The sequence below is a fragment of the Massilia agrisoli genome (genome assembly GCF_020831365.1).
Classification (GTDB): domain Bacteria; phylum Pseudomonadota; class Gammaproteobacteria; order Burkholderiales; family Burkholderiaceae_D; genus Telluria_A; species Telluria_A agrisoli.
In genome coordinates this window covers 867,296-883,694 of sequence record NZ_JAJHPV010000013.1, presented here as the reverse complement: position 1 = coordinate 883,694, position 16,399 = coordinate 867,296, and the positions used below count along the sequence as shown (strand labels likewise).

14 protein-coding genes and 3 tRNA genes are annotated in these 16,399 nt (G+C 63.7%); 11 read left to right on the top strand and 6 right to left on the bottom strand.

Translation table 11 applies throughout. The features are described 5' to 3' along the window. The 4 genes from LMJ30_RS13090 to dbpA all read left to right on the top strand — a co-directional run bounded on the left by LMJ30_RS13090 (nucleotide 1) and on the right by dbpA (nucleotide 3,148). Nucleotides 1–1,155: a methyltransferase gene (locus tag LMJ30_RS13090; protein ID WP_229432771.1), complete on the top strand. Its 1,155-nt coding sequence runs from the start codon at nucleotides 1–3 to the stop codon at nucleotides 1,153–1,155. Between the two features lie 58 nt (nucleotides 1,156–1,213). After that, nucleotides 1,214–1,290 (top strand) — tRNA-Met (locus LMJ30_RS13085). 121 nt (nucleotides 1,291–1,411) lie between these two features. After that, on the top strand, nucleotides 1,412–1,645 hold the full coding sequence (locus LMJ30_RS13080; protein WP_229432770.1) for a hypothetical protein: 234 nt from the start codon (nucleotides 1,412–1,414) through the stop codon (nucleotides 1,643–1,645). Between the two features lie 93 nt (nucleotides 1,646–1,738). Then, the gene (dbpA, locus tag LMJ30_RS13075; RefSeq protein ID WP_229432769.1) at nucleotides 1,739–3,148 is read left to right on the top strand and encodes an ATP-dependent RNA helicase DbpA; all 1,410 of its coding nucleotides are present in this window, start codon (nucleotides 1,739–1,741) and stop codon (nucleotides 3,146–3,148) included. Here the strand turns inward: dbpA and LMJ30_RS13070 are convergent. Further along, nucleotides 3,135–4,250 (bottom strand): mechanosensitive ion channel family protein, encoded by a 1,116-nt coding sequence (locus LMJ30_RS13070; protein WP_229432768.1) that lies wholly within the window; start codon nucleotides 4,248–4,250, stop codon nucleotides 3,135–3,137. The two genes, dbpA and LMJ30_RS13070, sit on opposite strands and share 14 nt — an antisense overlap. A 181-nt stretch (nucleotides 4,251–4,431) precedes the next feature. Here LMJ30_RS13070 and tagH point away from each other — a divergent pair, with 181 nt between their 5' ends. Genes tagH through LMJ30_RS13050 form a run of 4 tightly spaced genes read left to right on the top strand, consistent with a single transcriptional unit; the run spans nucleotide 4,432 to nucleotide 7,868 of the window. Continuing rightward, the gene (gene tagH, locus LMJ30_RS13065) at nucleotides 4,432–5,076 is read left to right on the top strand and encodes a type VI secretion system-associated FHA domain protein TagH (RefSeq protein WP_229432767.1); all 645 of its coding nucleotides are present in this window, start codon (nucleotides 4,432–4,434) and stop codon (nucleotides 5,074–5,076) included. Next, nucleotides 5,069–5,836: a PP2C family protein-serine/threonine phosphatase gene (locus LMJ30_RS13060; protein ID WP_229432766.1), complete on the top strand. Its 768-nt coding sequence runs from the start codon at nucleotides 5,069–5,071 to the stop codon at nucleotides 5,834–5,836. The genes tagH and LMJ30_RS13060 overlap by 8 nt, the downstream gene beginning before the upstream one ends. Further along, nucleotides 5,833–7,443: a serine/threonine-protein kinase gene (locus LMJ30_RS13055; RefSeq protein WP_229432765.1), complete on the top strand. Its 1,611-nt coding sequence runs from the start codon at nucleotides 5,833–5,835 to the stop codon at nucleotides 7,441–7,443. The genes LMJ30_RS13060 and LMJ30_RS13055 overlap by 4 nt, the downstream gene beginning before the upstream one ends. A 14-nt stretch (nucleotides 7,444–7,457) precedes the next feature. Continuing rightward, nucleotides 7,458–7,868, top strand: coding sequence for a TssQ family T6SS-associated lipoprotein (locus LMJ30_RS13050; RefSeq protein WP_229432764.1), 411 nt, complete (start codon nucleotides 7,458–7,460; stop codon nucleotides 7,866–7,868). A gap of 3 nt (nucleotides 7,869–7,871) precedes the next feature. On the opposite strand, the gene LMJ30_RS13045 is transcribed toward LMJ30_RS13050, so the two are convergent. The 3 genes from LMJ30_RS13045 to earP all read right to left on the bottom strand — a co-directional run bounded on the left by LMJ30_RS13045 (nucleotide 7,872) and on the right by earP (nucleotide 12,212). Next, a complete protein-coding gene (locus tag LMJ30_RS13045; protein ID WP_229432763.1) occupies nucleotides 7,872–9,449 on the bottom strand; it encodes an amidase in 1,578 nt (525 codons plus the stop codon). An 871-nt stretch (nucleotides 9,450–10,320) separates the two neighbouring features. Continuing rightward, the gene (locus LMJ30_RS13040) at nucleotides 10,321–10,896 is read right to left on the bottom strand and encodes an elongation factor P (protein ID WP_131421655.1); all 576 of its coding nucleotides are present in this window, start codon (nucleotides 10,894–10,896) and stop codon (nucleotides 10,321–10,323) included. Nucleotides 10,897–11,018: 122 nt separating this feature from the next. Then, nucleotides 11,019–12,212 (bottom strand): elongation factor P maturation arginine rhamnosyltransferase EarP, encoded by a 1,194-nt coding sequence (gene earP / locus LMJ30_RS13035; protein WP_229432762.1) that lies wholly within the window; start codon nucleotides 12,210–12,212, stop codon nucleotides 11,019–11,021. 402 nt (nucleotides 12,213–12,614) lie between these two features. On the opposite strand from earP, the gene LMJ30_RS13030 reads away from it, so the two are divergent. From LMJ30_RS13030 to LMJ30_RS13020, 3 genes are all read left to right on the top strand, one after another. Continuing rightward, complete coding sequence (locus LMJ30_RS13030) at nucleotides 12,615–13,667, top strand: hypothetical protein (RefSeq protein ID WP_229432761.1); 1,053 nt, start codon at nucleotides 12,615–12,617, stop codon at nucleotides 13,665–13,667. 68 nt (nucleotides 13,668–13,735) lie between these two features. Next, on the top strand, nucleotides 13,736–13,996 hold the full coding sequence (locus tag LMJ30_RS13025) for a hypothetical protein (RefSeq protein ID WP_229432760.1): 261 nt from the start codon (nucleotides 13,736–13,738) through the stop codon (nucleotides 13,994–13,996). Between the two features lie 32 nt (nucleotides 13,997–14,028). Further along, complete coding sequence (locus tag LMJ30_RS13020) at nucleotides 14,029–16,071, top strand: S8 family serine peptidase (RefSeq protein WP_229432759.1); 2,043 nt, start codon at nucleotides 14,029–14,031, stop codon at nucleotides 16,069–16,071. 71 nt (nucleotides 16,072–16,142) lie between these two features. Here the strand turns inward: LMJ30_RS13020 and LMJ30_RS13015 are convergent. Then, nucleotides 16,143–16,218: transfer RNA gene (locus LMJ30_RS13015), tRNA-Glu, on the bottom strand. A 67-nt stretch (nucleotides 16,219–16,285) separates the two neighbouring features. Continuing rightward, nucleotides 16,286–16,361 (bottom strand) — tRNA-Glu (locus LMJ30_RS13010). Nucleotides 16,362–16,399: the final 38 nt, after the last annotated feature.

Here is a 16,399-nt window from a genome sequence, read left to right as displayed (position 1 = left end):
ATGAACCCACACTCCCCTGCCCGCATCCACTGGACCGAATCCGACCAGGAGCGCTCGGCATTGTGGCGTTCCGAAAGCGGCATGCCAGCGCCAAAAAAGGTCGTCATCGCCGACGACAAGACACCGGCCGACGTGGCCTACCGCCTGGCCTGCGAAGGCACCGCGCTGCTGTGGCGCGGCGACTTCCAGAACGCGCGCCAGCTGCTGCAGGCGCTCGCGCGCCGCGCCGACCACAAGGGCGGCAAGCCGAAGCGCAGCAAGGAACCGAAGGCCGCGCCAACGCTGGCCGAATCCTTCCACCTGCACCGCCAGGCCCAGTCGCAGCGCGCGCGCACCCTCGCCATGCTGCTGATTCCGTTCGACGCCGACTACACGATCCCGCTGCGCCGCGCGCCCGACGTCAAGCTGGCGTGCAACGAAGCCTACGGCCGCGGCGAGGAGCCGTTCGTGGCGTCGCTGCGCGAACTGCTGGGCGTGATCGGCGCGCATGAATGGCGCAAGAACGGCGTCGACATTCCGGCGCTGGGCGCGCGCATCCATCCGCACTACGGCGTGTTCTCGCCGATCCGCGGCGAGTACGTGCAGCTGGTGGCCGACGCCCCGCTGCCTGCGGGCGCAACGCGCGCCTTCGACATCGGCGCCGGTACCGGCGTACTGGCGGCAGTGCTGGCGCAGCGCGGCATCAAGCAGGTCATCGCCACCGACATGGACCAGCGCGCGCTCAGCTGCGCGCGCGAAAACATCCAGCGCCTGGAGCTGCAGGAGCAGGTCCAGGTCGTGCAGGCCGACCTGTTCCCGGAAGGCCGCGCACCGCTGGTGGTATGTAATCCGCCGTGGCTGCCGGGCCGTCCCAGCTCATCGATCGAATACGCGATCTACGATCCCGAGAGCCGCATGCTGCGAGGTTTCCTTAGCGGGCTGGCCGCGCACCTGGAACCAGGCGGCGAAGGCTGGCTGATCCTGTCGGACCTGGCCGAGCACCTCGGCCTGCGCCCGCGCGAACAACTGCTGGGCTGGATCGAAGCGGCCGGTCTGAAAGTCCTCGGCCGCATCGACGTGCGCCCTACCCACCCGCGCGCCAGCGATGCCAGCGATCCGCTGCATGCGGCGCGCGCCGCTGAGGTAACGTCACTGTGGCGCCTCGCGGCGGCTTAAAAACACCAGGTCAAGATTGTTCATTGCTTCATCCCCCAATAGTCTGTACAATTCGCAGTGCGGGGTGGAGCAGTCTGGCAGCTCGTCGGGCTCATAACCCGAAGGTCACAGGTTCAAATCCTGTCCCCGCAACCAAATACCACTACAAAGCCCGACTCCCGCAGCCGGGCTTTTGTTTTTAAGAATGGGAATGGCTGCCTTAAGCCGTTCCAGCACCAGGCGTCGCGGTCAACGCGCGTGGTGGCAAGAGGTCGACATGAGAGACAAAAAAGATAATGCGACGTTTGACCTGCCGGGTTTCGAGGCAGCGCTCCCGCTGGTAGCGTCCACGATTGAAGTCAAGCGCGCGAGTGCACCGCGCCAGCGCAAATCCTCCCTCAAGCAAGAACAGCTCGAACTGCTCGATGAAACCGACGCCAGCGGCCTGCCCGTCTGGCGCCGCGACGACAATCTCGACCTGACCGGCCTGCCCATCTGGGCCTCGGCCTGACCATGATTTAAGCGGCCCACCGCCGCATGCGCTTACCCCTCGGCCCGGTCGCCTGATAAACTGGGCCTGTTCCCTATTTGCCGGCCAGCCCACATGAATCCAAACGCCTTTGCCACCCTGCCCCTGACGCCGACCTTCCTGGCCAACCTCGACACGCTCGGTTACCACGAAATGACGCCGATCCAGGCGCAAAGCCTGCCGCCGGTGCTGGAAGGCCGCGACCTGATCGCGCAGGCCAAGACCGGCAGCGGCAAGACCGCGGCCTTCGGCATCGGCATCCTGCACAAGCTCAATCCCGCATGGTTCGCGGTGCAGGGACTGGTGCTGTGCCCGACGCGCGAACTGGCCGACCAGGTGGCGAACGAACTGCGTCGCCTGGCGCGCGGCGAAGGCAATATCAAAGTGCTGACCCTGACCGGCGGCGCGCCGATGCGCCCGCAGATCGCGTCGCTCGAACACGGCGCCCACATCGTGGTCGGCACGCCCGGCCGCATCCGCGACCACCTCGGGCGCGGCACCATCAACCTGTCGCACGTGCAGACCCTGGTGCTCGACGAAGCGGACCGCATGACCGACATGGGCTTCTACGACGAAATCGCCGGCATCGTCAGCGCCTGCCCGCAGCGCCGCCAGACCTTGCTTTTCTCGGCGACCTACCCGGACGACATCCGCCGCGCCACCGAGCCGTTTCTAATCGATCCGGTCGAGATCAAGGTCGAAGCGCAGCATACCGGCGATGCGATCGAGCAGCGCTTCTATGAGGTCGGCTTCGATGAGCGCGACCACGCCGTCGGCCGCCTGTTGAAGCACTTCCAGCCGGCGTCCACCCTGGCCTTCTGCAACACCAAGGTGCACTGCCAGGAACTGGCCGACGAACTGCGTTCGCAAGGCTTCTCGGCGCTTGCGCTGTATGGCGACCTGGAACAGCGAGAACGCGACGAGATCCTGGTGCTGTTCGCCAATCGAAGCTGCTCGGTGCTGGTGGCAACTGACGTGGCCGCGCGCGGCCTCGACATCGCCAACCTTGGCGCGGTGATCAACGTCGACGTCTCGAAGGACACCGAGGTGCACATCCACCGCGTGGGCCGTACCGGCCGCGCCGGCGAATCTGGCCTGGCGCTGTCGCTGTGCGCGCCGAACGAAAAAAAGTGGGTGCGCCTGATCGAGGAATACCAGGGCGCGCCGGTCGAATGGCACGACCTGAAGGAGCTCGAGGACGAAGGCCGCGAAGCGGCGCCCGCCCCCATGGTCACGCTGGTCATCCACGGCGGCAAAAAGGACAAGCTGCGGCCCGGCGACGTGCTGGGCGCCCTGACCGGCGACGCCAAGCTGACCAAGGAACAGGTCGGCAAAATCAACGTCACCGAGTTCCAGACCTACGTCGCAATCGACCGCCATGTGGCCGAACTGGCATTCAAGCGCCTCAACGCCGGCAACAAGCTCGGCCCCGACTTCGGCAGCTTCAAGGGCCGCAGCTTCAAGATGCGCTTTATCGAGGCTTGATCACCTGGTAAGGCGCGCGGCGGGAGGCGGACGGCTGGTCCACGTCCGGCTCGCCCGCGCCGCCGGCTTCGAGCTTGACGACGCTGGTTGGGTACGCAAAATCGATTCCCGCAGCGCCGAACTGCTCGAACACTTTCAGGAAAATCGACTGCTGGGTGTCCATGAACACCATGTAATCGGCAGTCTTGATGTGATACACCACATCAAAATCCAGCGACGACGCCCCAAAGCGCGCAAAGTGCGCGCGGTCGAACGTGGCGTTGGGCTCCGCTTCGACAATCGCCTTTAGCATGCCTGGAATCGACTGCAACTGTTCGCGCGTTGTGTCATAGGTGACGCCAATGGAAAATGTCGCGCGCCGCGACACCATGCGCTGCTGGTTGTGGATGCGGCTTTTCAGCAGTTCTGCGTTGGAGAACACAATCTGCTCGCCGCTCAGGCTGCGCAGGCGCGTGGTCTTCACGCCGATATATTCCACCGTTCCCTGCGCATCGCCCACGATGATGGTGTCGCCCACGACAAACGGCTTGTCGAGAACGATCGACAGCGAGGCGAACAAGTCCCCGAGCACATTCTGCACCGCCAGCGCGACAGCGATACCGCCCACGCCAAGGCTGGCTACCAGGGTCGTGATGTTTACGCCGAGGTTGTCGAGCACCATGAGCGCGACCACCACCCACAGCACCATACGGGCCATGAAAAACAGTGTCCCGACCGACGACACGCCGCCATGGTTGCCAAGCAGGCCATGCTTGTCCTGCGAATGGTTGCGCCATGCGCGGATGCCGGCGTCGCCCCACATCGCCGCCTGGAACAGGAAGCCCGCCACCGCCAAGCGCGAGAGGATGAGCGCGGTCTTTGCCGGCAACGCGAGGGACAGGCTGCCGATGTACAGGGCCGCCAACAGGATGAATACAAAATACGTTGAGCCCAGCACCTCAAGCAAGATATCGTCGATCTTGGTCTCGGTGTGCTGCGCCAGCTTTCCCAGCCGGCATTTGATGAAATAGCGCAGTGCGTAAAGCGTCAGTGCTACTGCCGCTGCAATGCCAGCGGCCACAATCCAATCAGAAATGGTGTTGCCATAAAATACATCGTTCATGCGTCCTCCGTGCTTCAGCGCCTAAAGTTCAGTCCGTCCCTGGTCAATCTTTTAGTGTGAGAGAACTTTCTGTGGCTTTCTGTCCCACAGCGCACAGTTGAGTGCGTTTCGCTAATGCATACGGAAACCAAATCTGGCATTATTGCCGCACATAAACATTCTCTAGCGATAGAGTGGCCAAATGAGCAAGATTGCGGATTCCCCAGCAAACAGCGACGCGGGCGCACCCGATGCCCTTACCCAGGCGTTCCTGCGCGGCGCCGGCATTACCGCCGATGCGATGCCGTCGTCATTGACCCCGGAGCAGATGGAACTCGTCGGCAAGCTGCTGGCCGCGTCGCTGCAAGGTGCGATCGACCAGTTGGCCTTGCGCTCCCTGGTCAAGCAGGAAGCCAAGGCGGACCTCACGATGGTCGTGGTCCGCAATAATAATCCGCTCAAGTTTTTCCCCGACAGCCCGACCGTCATCACGCAAATGCTGCGCAAGAAAATGCCCGGCTTTATGGAACCGCTTGAATCGATCGAAGAAGCCGGCCACGCGCTGCGCGGGCACCAGCTTGGCGTGGTCGCCGGCTGCCGCGCCACCGTGGACAGTGTGGTCAAGCGGCTGTCCCCGGCAAATTTCGAATCCGCAGCAGCGGGCGGCATGCTCGATGCACTGGTTCCATCGCGCCGTCCGGCCGCGCAGTGGCACGAATACGTGCGCCAGTACAGCATGCTGGCTGGCGAGGTGAAAGACCAGTTCAAGGGCGCCTTCGGCCCCGCCTTCCTGGAAGCGTACGAACAGGAAGTCGACCGCTTCGACAAGGAAGCCTCGCATGGCTGACCGCGCGCCGGTGGCCCTGTCATGGGCCAGCATCAGCGCGCTCGGCATGCGCGAATCGAACCAGGACGCCATTGGCGACGCCCGCAAAGGCGGCGTGGCCTGCTTTGTCGTGGCTGACGGCGCAGGCGGGCACGCGGGCGGCGAAGTCGCCTCGCGCATCGCGGTCGAAACAATGATCGGCACGTTTGTGGCCGCACCGGCGTTCGGCGCGGCCGCCCTGCTTTCACGCGTGGAGCAGGCCAACGCCAGCGTGGCGCGCGACAAGCAGCATGCCTCCGAACGGCAGGACATGAGCACCACCCTCGCCGCCCTGCTGATCGACGAACAGGCGGCGCGCGCGGTGTGGGCGCATCTCGGCGACACCCGTATCTACCTGTTCCGCGACGGCCGCCTGCTTTACGTGAGCAAGGACCACAGCCTGACGCAGCAGCTGATCGAAGCCGGCTACGCCAGCACCGGCCAGCTGCGCACCCACCCGCAGCGGAACATCTTGTACGCTGCCCTTGGCGCAGGCGGAGATACGCCGCCCGTCGTCAGCGATGAAATCGGCGTGCAGCCCGGCGACGCCTTCCTGGTCTGCACTGACGGCCTGTGGGAATGGGTGGTCGAAGACGACATGGAACGCAGCCTGCGCGCCTCTGGCGGCCCGGAAGACTGGCTGGCGGCGCTGTGCGCCACCGCGCAGACCCACGCCACCGCCTCGCGCAAGGTACGCGACAACTATTCCGCCTACGCAGTGATGCTGGGCGCGGCCGGATGATGACCGCTGCCGACAAACTGGCAGGCTCCGAGAACTGCCTGCCTATCGGCACGCGGCTGGCCGACTTCGAGATCACCGGCGTGCTGGGCGAAGGCGGCTTCGGCATCGTCTACATGGCGTTCGACCATTCGCTCCAGCGCAGCGTCGCCATCAAGGAATACATGCCCGGGCCGCTGGCCTCGCGCGCCCACGACCACAGCGTGACGGTGCGCGCCGAGCGCCACCAGGACACCTTCGACCTCGGCCTGAAAAGTTTCATCAACGAAGCGCGCTTCCTGGCCCAGTTCGACCATCCGTCGCTGGTCAAGGTGTACCGCTTCTGGGAGCAGAACCAGACCGCCTACACGGCGATGCAGTATTACGAAGGCCGCACGATCAAGGACATCGTCGCCAACAGCCCGGAGGTGGTGACCGAAGCGTGGTGCATGCGCGTACTCAAGCAGATCCTCGGCGCGCTCGAGACGCTGTACACGATGCAGCTGCTGCACCGCGACGTCTCGCCCGACAACATCATCGTGCAGGACAACGGCGACGCCGTGCTGCTCGACTTCGGCTCGGCGCGCCAGATCATCGGCGACATGACGCGCGGCCTGACCGTCATCCTCAAGCCGGGCTACGCGCCGATCGAACAGTATGCGGGCGACGCGTCGCTGCCACAGGGACCGTTCACCGACATCTACGCGCTGGCCGCGGTCATGTACTTCGCCATCGTCAGGGAAGCGCCGCCGACGTCGATCGCGCGGATGATCAAGGACCCGATGACGCCGCTGGCGGGCCGCGGCCTGCCGGGCTTCGGCGAAGGCTTCCTGTGCGCGCTGGACAGCGCGCTGGCCGTGCCGGCCCAGGAGCGTCCGCAGACCATCGACGCTTTCCGCGCCCTGCTCGGCATCCACGAGCCCGGCATGCCGCGGCCACGGCCCGCTGGCCCCACCCAGCGCATCGCCACGGTCGACCATGTGCCGCGCCTGGCGCCGCTGGCCTCGGCCACGCCGCTGGTCGGCACGCCCCTGAAAATCATCAAGGCGCCACGCGCGCCTTTCCCGCGCTGGATGATCGCCACGCTGGTTGCCGGGGTGCTGCTGCCGGCCGCGCTGCTCTACACGCTCCCTGGCGGCGATGATGCCGTGATCGTCGCGCAGCCCGCTTCGCCTGCGCCTGCGCCTTCCGCTGCAGTCGTCGCGCCGCCGCTGGCTGTCGAGGCGCCAGCGCCAGACCTTGAAGCGCAGGCGTGGGACAAGCTCAAAGACTCTTCTGGCACGACGGCTGCCGCCCTCGAGGCCTTCCTGCGCGAGTATCCGCAGGGACGCTACGTTACGCCAGCGCGCAAGCGCCTGGCCGAGCTGGCCGCGCCTGCAGCCGAAGCCAGGCCGGCGCCGCCAAAGCCGGAGACCGCCAGCTACAAGTTAAGCGTCAAGCCGTGGGGCACCGTGTACGTGGATGGCAAGGAGCGCGGCGTCAGCCCGCCGCTGAAGAAGCTGACCTTGACCGCCGGCGTGCACATGGTGAAGGTCGCCAATCCTGGCTTCCCTGACCACGTGACCCGCATCGTCGTCAAAAAAGGCCAGCCAGGCACGATTGCGCACGATTTCACGGCAAAGTCGAAATAACCTAGAATCGCCGAATGAATCCACTACTTAAACTGATATCCGCAGGCTGCGTCGCGGCCTCCCTGGCCGGCTGCGCCGGCACGCAAGTCGCACCGAAGCCGGCGCCCGCCCCTGCGCAACCGGCGCCGCCGAGCGCCGACCAGGTCGCGCTCCAGGAAGGCATCGAGCTGTATAACAAGGGCGATTTCAATGGCGCCATCAAGCGCCTTGGCGCCGCCGAGATCAGCGCGGGCGGCAGCAAGGCGCGCCAGCTTGAAGCGCTGAAGTACCAGGCCTTCAGCTACTGCGTCACGTCGCGCAAGACCCTGTGCGGCAAGCAGTTCGAAAAAGCCCTCAAGCTCGATCCATCGTTCGACCTGGCGCCGGGTGAACATGGGCATCCGCTGTGGGGCCCCGTTTTCACGCGCCTTAAAAAAGCCAAATAAGCCTTACACGCTGGCCTTTGCTGCGAAGCGCGGCGCCTTGCGGTGCAAGGTCGCCTGCTCGTATGCGTATGCCATCCTGATCAGGGCCGCCTCGGTCCAGGCGCCTGCCACGAACGACAGTCCCACCGGCAGGCCGCGCACATAGCCCGCGGGCACAGTGACGTGCGGGTAGCCCGCCACCGCGGCCGGCGACGAGAAGCTGCCGCCGTAATGGTCGCCATTGATGTAGTCTGTCAGCCACGCCGGGCCGCCCGTTGGCGCCACCAGCGCATCGAGTTTGTGCTCCGCGATGACCTTGTCGATCCCCTCCTCGCGCGAGTAGCGCAGACTGTTCGCCAGCGCGTCGCGGTACTCCTTGCTGTCCAGGCCCGCCTTGGCGTTCGACGCCACCAGGTGCTCCTGCTCGAAGTAAGGCATCTCCTTGTCGCGGCGCTTGAGGTTAAACGCGATGACGTCGGCCATGTTCTTGACCGGCGCATGCGGCGCGTATTCCTTCAGGTAGGCCGCGAGGCCGGGCTTGAATTCGTACAGCAGCACTTCCATTTCACTGTCGTCGTACTTGTTCGTGTTCGGCACCGTCACGTCGACCAGGGTCGCGCCTTGCGCCTTCAGCACCTCGAGCGACTTCTCGATCACGGCGTCGACTTCCTTGTTACGGCCGAAGAAGTTACGCGCTACGCCCAGGCGCATGCCTTTAAGGCCGTCGGTGACCAGCGCCGCCTGGTAGTCCGCGGCCTTGCTGGCTTTGGTGGCCGGGTCGCGTTCGTCCGCGCCCGCCATCGCGGCCAGCAGCAGCGCCGCGTCGGCGACCGTGCGCGTCATCGGGCCGGCGGTATCCTGCGAATGGGCGATCGGGATAATGCCGCTGCGGCTGACCAGGCCGAGCGTCGGCTTGATGCCGACCAGGCCGCAGGTCGACGATGGCGACACGATCGAGCCATCGGTCTCGGTGCCGACCGCCAGGGTTGCAAGGCTGGCCGCCATTGCCGCGCCCGAGCCGGAACTGGAGCCGCTGGTATTGCGGTCCAGCGCGTACGGATTTTTGGTCTGGCCGCCGCGCGCGCTCCAGCCGCTGGTCGAATGCGAGGAGCGCATGTTGGCCCACTCGCTCAGGTTGGTCTTGCCGATGATGACGGCGCCCGCAGCGCGCAGCTGCGCGGCGACGTGCGAGTCGCGCACGGCGCGCACGCCGTCCAGCGCCAGCGAGCCGGCGGTTGTGCACATCTTGTCGCCGGTGGCGATGTTGTCCTTCAGGAGGACAGGAATGCCGTGCAGCGGGCCGCGCACCTTGCCGGCCTTGCGCTCGCCGTCCATTTGCGCGGCGATACCGAGTGCGTCGGGATTGAGTTCGATGACCGAATTGATGCGCGGGCCGGCCTTGTCGATGGCCTTGATCCGCGCGAGGTATTGCTTGACCAGCGAGTGCGAGCTCAGCTTACCTGCGCGCATTGCCGCCTGCTGTTCGAGTACCCCTGCTTCCAGGATGCTGCCTGCTGGCCCGGCCGCCGCGGCCCCGCTGTATGCCACGCCAGCCACTGCCCCGCCCGCCAATCCAAGCCGTACAAAATCCCTGCGATCCATGCTGTCCCCGATGTTGTTTTTAAAAATATTGCTGAGGATAGCATGACCGATATCCAGATTAGGCGGACAGAAAAAGGTAGGCACCCGGTCGGCGGAAAAACGGCCGGTACGGCGGAACACGCATTGCATTCCATTCGAGTATCTGGCCCCGACACTTGCCATTAGAGCAACCGATGCCGTACACTGAACCGAGAGGAACGGCCGCTATCGGCCAAAAGCCGACATTGTTACCTTTGAATTGCTTTGCTCAAGGTTGGTATGAAACAGCTACTTCCACATATTCAGATTGGACTGTACGAGCAGAGCCGATGTGTCCTTGTCGTCGACGACTATGAGCTTTTCGACTTCATTTCGGATTATCTCGGCGATGAATGCGATTTACCACATGAGTCTCAATCGTGGAAAGCACGACCAGGCGGAGAAATTATCACCATGTATTTTCCGCTTTCGGTAGCTTCCGCAGCAGTAGAGCAATGTCTGTTGAAGCTATCTCCTACAGAAATCGAACGTATCTACAGCCTCAACAATTAGATTGGCTCATTCTGCTACGTCCGCAATGGGTCGATAGCAGTCATTGCTGACTGGCCCCTTTATCGACGAGCTGTCGTTAGCAATCGTAAGAAAATGATGTGAAGTTGTGATGAGGATAGTTCTCGCTCGATCAGCGTTAGCCCCTCTTGGCTTCGGCCAGAGAATTGAGTGTTCGCCATGAGCGGCGAGCAAACATTGAGTGTGCGTATGGGTTCCCGCTTTCGCGCGAACGACGCGTGGTGAAGCACCGGCGACACTGAGACGTCAGGCGGGTTCCCCATGCGAAAAAAAAGCACGGCAGGCAGTGCCTGGCGTGCTTTCTTTAACAGCGGGTTCGCGATTAGTTGCGGACGACGCGCTTGTACTCGTTGGTACGGGTGTCGATCTCGATCACGTCGTCCTGGCTGACGAACAGCGGTACCTGGACGGTGTGGCGGTGTGCTTCGATCGCGTTTTCGATCTTGGCTTCTTTCAGGACGTTGCCCGAAGTGTTGCCCTTGACCGCTGGCTCCGAGTAAACAACCTGGCGTGCGATGGTGGTTGGCAGTTCAACCGAGATTGCCTTGCCGTCGTAGAAGACAGCTTCGCATTCCATGCCGTCTTTCAGGTAGTGCAGTGCGTCGCCGAGGTTTTCTTCTTCGATTTCATACTGCTCGTAGTCTGCGTCCATGAAGACGTACAGTGGATCAGCGAAGTACGAATAGGTCACTGGCTTCTTGTCGAGAACAACGACGTCGAACTTGTCGTCGCCGCGGAACACGTTTTCCAGCGGGCTGTTGGTCAGAAGATTCTTCATCTTCCACTTGTACGTGAAGCCGGTGCGGCTCGAACCGTTAACGTCGGAGCGCAGGACGATGAATGGCTTGGCGTCAACCATGATGATGTTGCCGACGCGAATTTCTTTTGCTGGTTTCATAGGAATCTACTAAAAAGTGGGTTGCACTAAAATCATCTGTCGCCTCCAGGCCAACATCGCCCCAAGCTCACGTTTGATCGAATTAAATTTCGTTAGAAAATAACCGGGCATTATACCCGAATTTATTGCGTAGCTGAACGAAGAGAGCGGGCAAAGTTCAGCATGTTGTGCGCAAGGTCCCCCAGCGCGGCCATTTCGCTGCGCCATTCGGCCGCGCGCTGTTCGATGCGCGGCATGTCGGCCTCCAGCGCCTGCCACAAGCCGCTCCAGCCGCCCTGCCCTGCGCCAGCCTCTACGGCGCGGTTCCAGGCAAGCGAGAACTGCACCAAGCTGTCGATGCCGGCCGCATAGCGCTGCAGGAAGGCGCGCAATTTTACATGGTGCAGGTTTTCATCCTGCGGGTAGATATGCCAGACAAATGGCTTGCCGGCCCATTGCGCGCGCACGAAGGAATCCTCGCCACGCACGAAGTTGACGTCGCATGCCCACAACAGCTTGTCGTAATCCGGTTGCGCCACAAACGGCAGCACACGCACGGTCAACGCGCCGCGCGTGTTGACGGCGCCGGGCGCGGGGCTGGCGCAAAGGAAATCGCGCACCGCTTCAGGGGCGACGCCTTCCGGCACCAGGCAGGTCACCGGCGACTTGCTGGCCTGCCACGCGTCAAACAGGCCAGCCACTGGCGCGCCTGGATAGCAGAACAGCGACACCGTGGTGGCGGCCATGTCGGCGGCGGTGACGCCAAGGCCGGCCAGGAAATCACTGACGGCGGCGGGATCGGACTGGAACTGGCGGCGCTGTTCGTCAAGCGCCGCCTCGCCTAACAGCCCCCCAGTCTTGCTGGTGAATCCAGGGAAGAAGAAATGCTTGGTCAGCGGCAGGCGCGGATGCATCGACGGCAGGGTGTGGCAGCCCTCCACCCATTCCTCTGCGGTAAGGCCTTCGAGGTTCAGCCACACCGGCCGAGGCTCGCACCGGGCCATCGCGTCGATGTAGCCGGGCGGGATGTCGCAGGCGAAAAATTCGATGACGATGTCGGCCACGTCGGCTGGCGCGAACACGTCGTCCTGCCCTCGCCAGTGCCGCACGGTGATGCCTTCGACCACCTGGATACCGGTATCGATTGCCACAGCGGGACAGATGCGTCGGAAACTCTCCAGGTTGTCGACCCAAAGAGTAACGTCAACCGCGTGCTCGCGCTGCAGCTGGCGCGACAGGCGCCAGCAAATGCCGATGTCGCCATAGTTGTCGACAACTTTGCAGAAGATGGCGAGGGAGCTGCTTTGAACGGGGCTGGATACGGGGCTGGAAACCATGTGGGCACTATCTGGCGCGTGGCCGGTCGAAGGCCGTTATTTTACCCGGTTTCGCGTTTTCAATCGCGCAGGAAACCAACCGCTACTTATCCATAAAAGGCCACCGAGATTACCTAAACTTCGGTGTTAGCAGCCTGTCCAATCCGTACCAGCGCGGTCGTAGTTCTTTCGTGCAACCGAGGGTTGCCGCCAGATGGATATGGCTATCCACTTGCGCCCGCACTGGCCACAAGCGCGCCTTGGCAGCCGTTCCTTACCGGCTGGGCAAAGTGCTAAATACGTGGTGCAGTGGACTGCCTTTGCGCCCGTAGGGAACCCGCCGTCCCGGCAAGAATCAAGAAGCACGATCGGGCATGCGGGGGGACATTGTCATCCGCTCGCCGACCAATAAGGGAGCAGGTCATGCATGAATTTCAAAACGTAGCGTACGGTGCAGGTGGACAATTGGCGCCACAGGGGTTCCTCGGTGGCATGTTTGGTGCACCACTGGGCGGCGCAATCGGCCGCGGCATTGGTGGATTGCTGGGTAACGCCGGCCTGGGCAGCCAGATCGGGCAAATCGCTGGCGGCATTGGCGGCTCGCTACTGCCATTTGGCGCCGATCCGGTGTCGCAGGCTTACGCCCAGCAGGCACAGCAACAACAACTGATGCAACAGCTTCAACAGCAGCAACCCCAGATGGGCCAGCAGTTTTCCCCGCAAGGCTGGTTCGGCAACATCCTCGGACAAGTAGGCGCCCCACTCGGCGGCGCGATCGGCGGCATGTTCGGCAATGCTGGCGTGGGCCAGCAAATCGGCAGCGTGGCCGGCCAGCTGGGCCGCATGCTTCCCTTCAGCGCCGACCCGGTCGCCGCGGCATACGCACAGCAGCTTCAACAGGCACAGCAACAGCAGCAGCTGTCGCCGCAGGGCTGGATCGGCAACCTGATCGGCCAGGTCGGGCAACCGCTGGGTGGCGCGATCGGCAGCCTGTTCGGCCAGCAAGGCGTCGGCAGCCAGATCGGCAATGTCGCCGGCCAGCTGGGTCGCCTGTTGCCGTTCGGCGCGGAGGCCCAGGGTGGCATCGTGCCGCCACATCTCCAGCTGCACCAGCAGCTGCAGCAGCAAATCCAGCAACTGCAACAGCAACTGATGCAACAGCAGCAGCAATACCAGCAGCAACTGGCGCAGCTGATGGGCCAGCAACAACAAGGTCAGCAAGGCCAGCAAGGGCAGTTCGGTCCGCAGGGCTGGTTTGGCAACCTGATCGGCCAGGTCGGTCGTCCGCTGGGGGGCGCCATTGGCGGCATGTTCGGTAACGCCAGCCTCGGCAGTTCGATTGGCGGCGCTGCTGGCCAGCTCGGGCAGATGCTGCCGTTCGGTACCGATCCGATCACGGCAGCCTACGCACAGCAGGCCCAGTTAGCCCAGCAGCAGGGCATGCCGCAGTACTCGTCACAGCAAACGCTGCATTAATACTGGCCGAAGGCCAGTCAACCCGCTCCCGCCCGCAACGGCGGGAGTCGGCCACGAAGGAGAGTCGCATGCCCGCACCACAAGCCGCGCCCGGGCTGGGCCGGTACATTATCCGCGCAAGGGAAACCCCCGCCGCGCTGGCCGCTTTCATCGAAACCATACGGGGCGATCCGGACATCGCACTGGTCGACACCATTGGCCCGCCGGGCCAGGTGCATACCGCGGTGATCGAAATCGCGCCCAGCAAGGCGCTGCAATTCGAGCGCCGTTTTATCCATTCAAACGAACTGATCGTTGAACGGGACCAGCCGCTGTCGATGTCCGACTAGCGCGTCGCCGCTGCGAACCGAAAGGAAAACACATGCCAAAGAATCCCGATGGCGGACAGGCAGGTCCGCTTGACATCAATCCGGCGCCGGAAGACTCGGCGGCGTCGTCCAGCGAACGGCGCGCGGCAGGCGCAGGCGGCCGTGGCGGCAGCGAGCCGCGCCGCGGCCAGGCCACTGGCGAAGCCGCAGGCGGCGCCACCGCGCCAGAGGAAATGGCCGGCGCCCCGGCCACGCCGCAAGGACGCGCGATCCACGAGCGCAAGAAGCAATTCCTGATCGCCCCACGCCAGCCGCAAGGGCTCGAAACGCTGGCCTTTGCGCCGCTGTCGCTCTCGACCGTCGAGCAGGCGCTGCGTTCGAGCCCCGACATCGAGATCCTCGATACCGTCGGACCCAGGAGCGCCGTCGGCGCGCTGGCCGAAGGCATGGCTGGCGGCCAGGGCGTGCTCGTTGCGCGCATGACTGACCAGAAGGCGGGCGTGCTGCTGCAACAGGGGCAAGGCCGCCTGGTCGTCGAGCGCGACCAGTACCTGAACCTGATGGACCCCGCCTTCCGTCCGCCTGTCATGGTCAGCAACGTGCTGCCGACCACCGGCCCGGCACTGGAGGCCAGCGTGATCGTGGTCAGCAAGGATGGCACGCCGCTTCCCGAGGCCGAAGTATCGCTGTTCGGCAGCCTGCTGCCAGCCACCGGCGTAACCGACGCCAATGGCCATTCAAGGCTGACCTTGTACGGCGAATCGCAAGGCTCAATCCGCGGGCTGTACGTCAAGCCGCGCGCCGACTTCTGGAGCTTCTACCAGCGCGACCCCGACATCACGCTGGACGAGCCCAACGTCGTCGTCATGCGCATGCTGTCCGAATGGCCTTCGCTGACGGGCTTCCCGCGCACCAAAGTGTTCGGCTGGGGCCAGAAAGCGATGCGCCTCGACCAGTTGCCTTCCAACTACCGCGGCCAGGGCATCCGCATTGCCGTCATCGATTCGGGTGCGGCCACAACGCACGAAGGCCTGTCGCGCATCCGCGCTGGCTTTGACATCGTCAACAAAAAAACCAATCCCAACACCTGGAACGAGGACACGCTTGGCCACGGCTCCCACTGCGCCGGGGTGATCGGCGCCGCCGACCTGGCGTTCGGCGTGCGCGGCTTTGCGCCGGATGGCGAAATCCACGCCTGCAAGCTGTTCCCCGGTGGCCAGGTCAGCCAGTTGATCGACGCCCTCGAATACTGTATCGAGCACCAGATCGATGTCGTTAACCTCAGCCTGGGCGGCGCCGAACCATCGGAAGCGCTGGAGCAGCAGATATTGCGCGCCAAGCGGGCCGGCATTGCCTGCATTGTCGCGGCGGGCAACTCGGGCGGCGCGGTGCAATACCCTGCTTCGTCGCCCAACGTGCTCGCTGTTGCGGCGATCGGCAAACTCGATGAATTCCCGCCCGACAGCTATCACGCCGAAACGCTGACCCAGAATGTCGATGCCAATGGCTATTTTTCAGCCAAATTCAGCTGCTTCGGACCGCAAATTGCAGTCTGCGGTCCTGGCGTCGCGATCGCCTCGACCGTACCGCCAAATAACTACGCGGCGTGGGACGGCACCTCGATGGCGGCACCCCACATTACCGGCCTGGCGGCACTGGTGCTGGCACACCATCCGGATTTCCAGGGTGCGGGACGGACCCGCAGCGCGGAACGGGTCGAACACTTGTTCAAGACGATCAAAATGAGTGCGCGGCGCGTCAGCCTTGGCGACCAGTTCCAGACCGGACTGGGCTTACCGGATGCGCTCGTTGCCGTGGGGCTGCAACCGCAGCCAGCACAGGCGCCGGTGCAACAGGCCCTCGGCGGCGGACTGATATCGTCCCTGTTGCCGCAGCAGGCGCTGGGCGGGGCCATCGGCGGCATTGGTGGCATCGGTGGGCGCGGTGGCCAGCTGGAGCTATATGGCATGGATCCGGCGCTGGCTGCATTCGCCGCCATGAGCAGCGCTAACTATCCACAACAGCTGCAACGCTTCGGCCAGTTTGCCGGCATGCCATTCGCTGTTGGCACGCCCGGCTATCGCGGAGTCTGGTAGCGAGCCTGCCAATCGGCAGCAGCTAGCGCAAGAAAGCAAAAAGCCGCCCAAAAGGCGGCTTTTTGCATGACTGGCGTCCCCAGGGGGATTCGAACCCCCGTACTCACCGTGAAAGGGTGATGTCCTAGGCCTCTAGACGATGGGGACCTTGAACGGTGCTGCAATACTACTCTCACAAATTCAAAAGCCGCCCAAGGCGGCTCTTGAAAACAACTGGCGTCCCCAGGGGGATTCGAACCCCCGTACTCACCGTGAAAGGGTGATGTCCTAGGCCTCTAGACGATGGGGACAGAAATCTGTCCTGGATGATTCTATCATCCTGACCTGC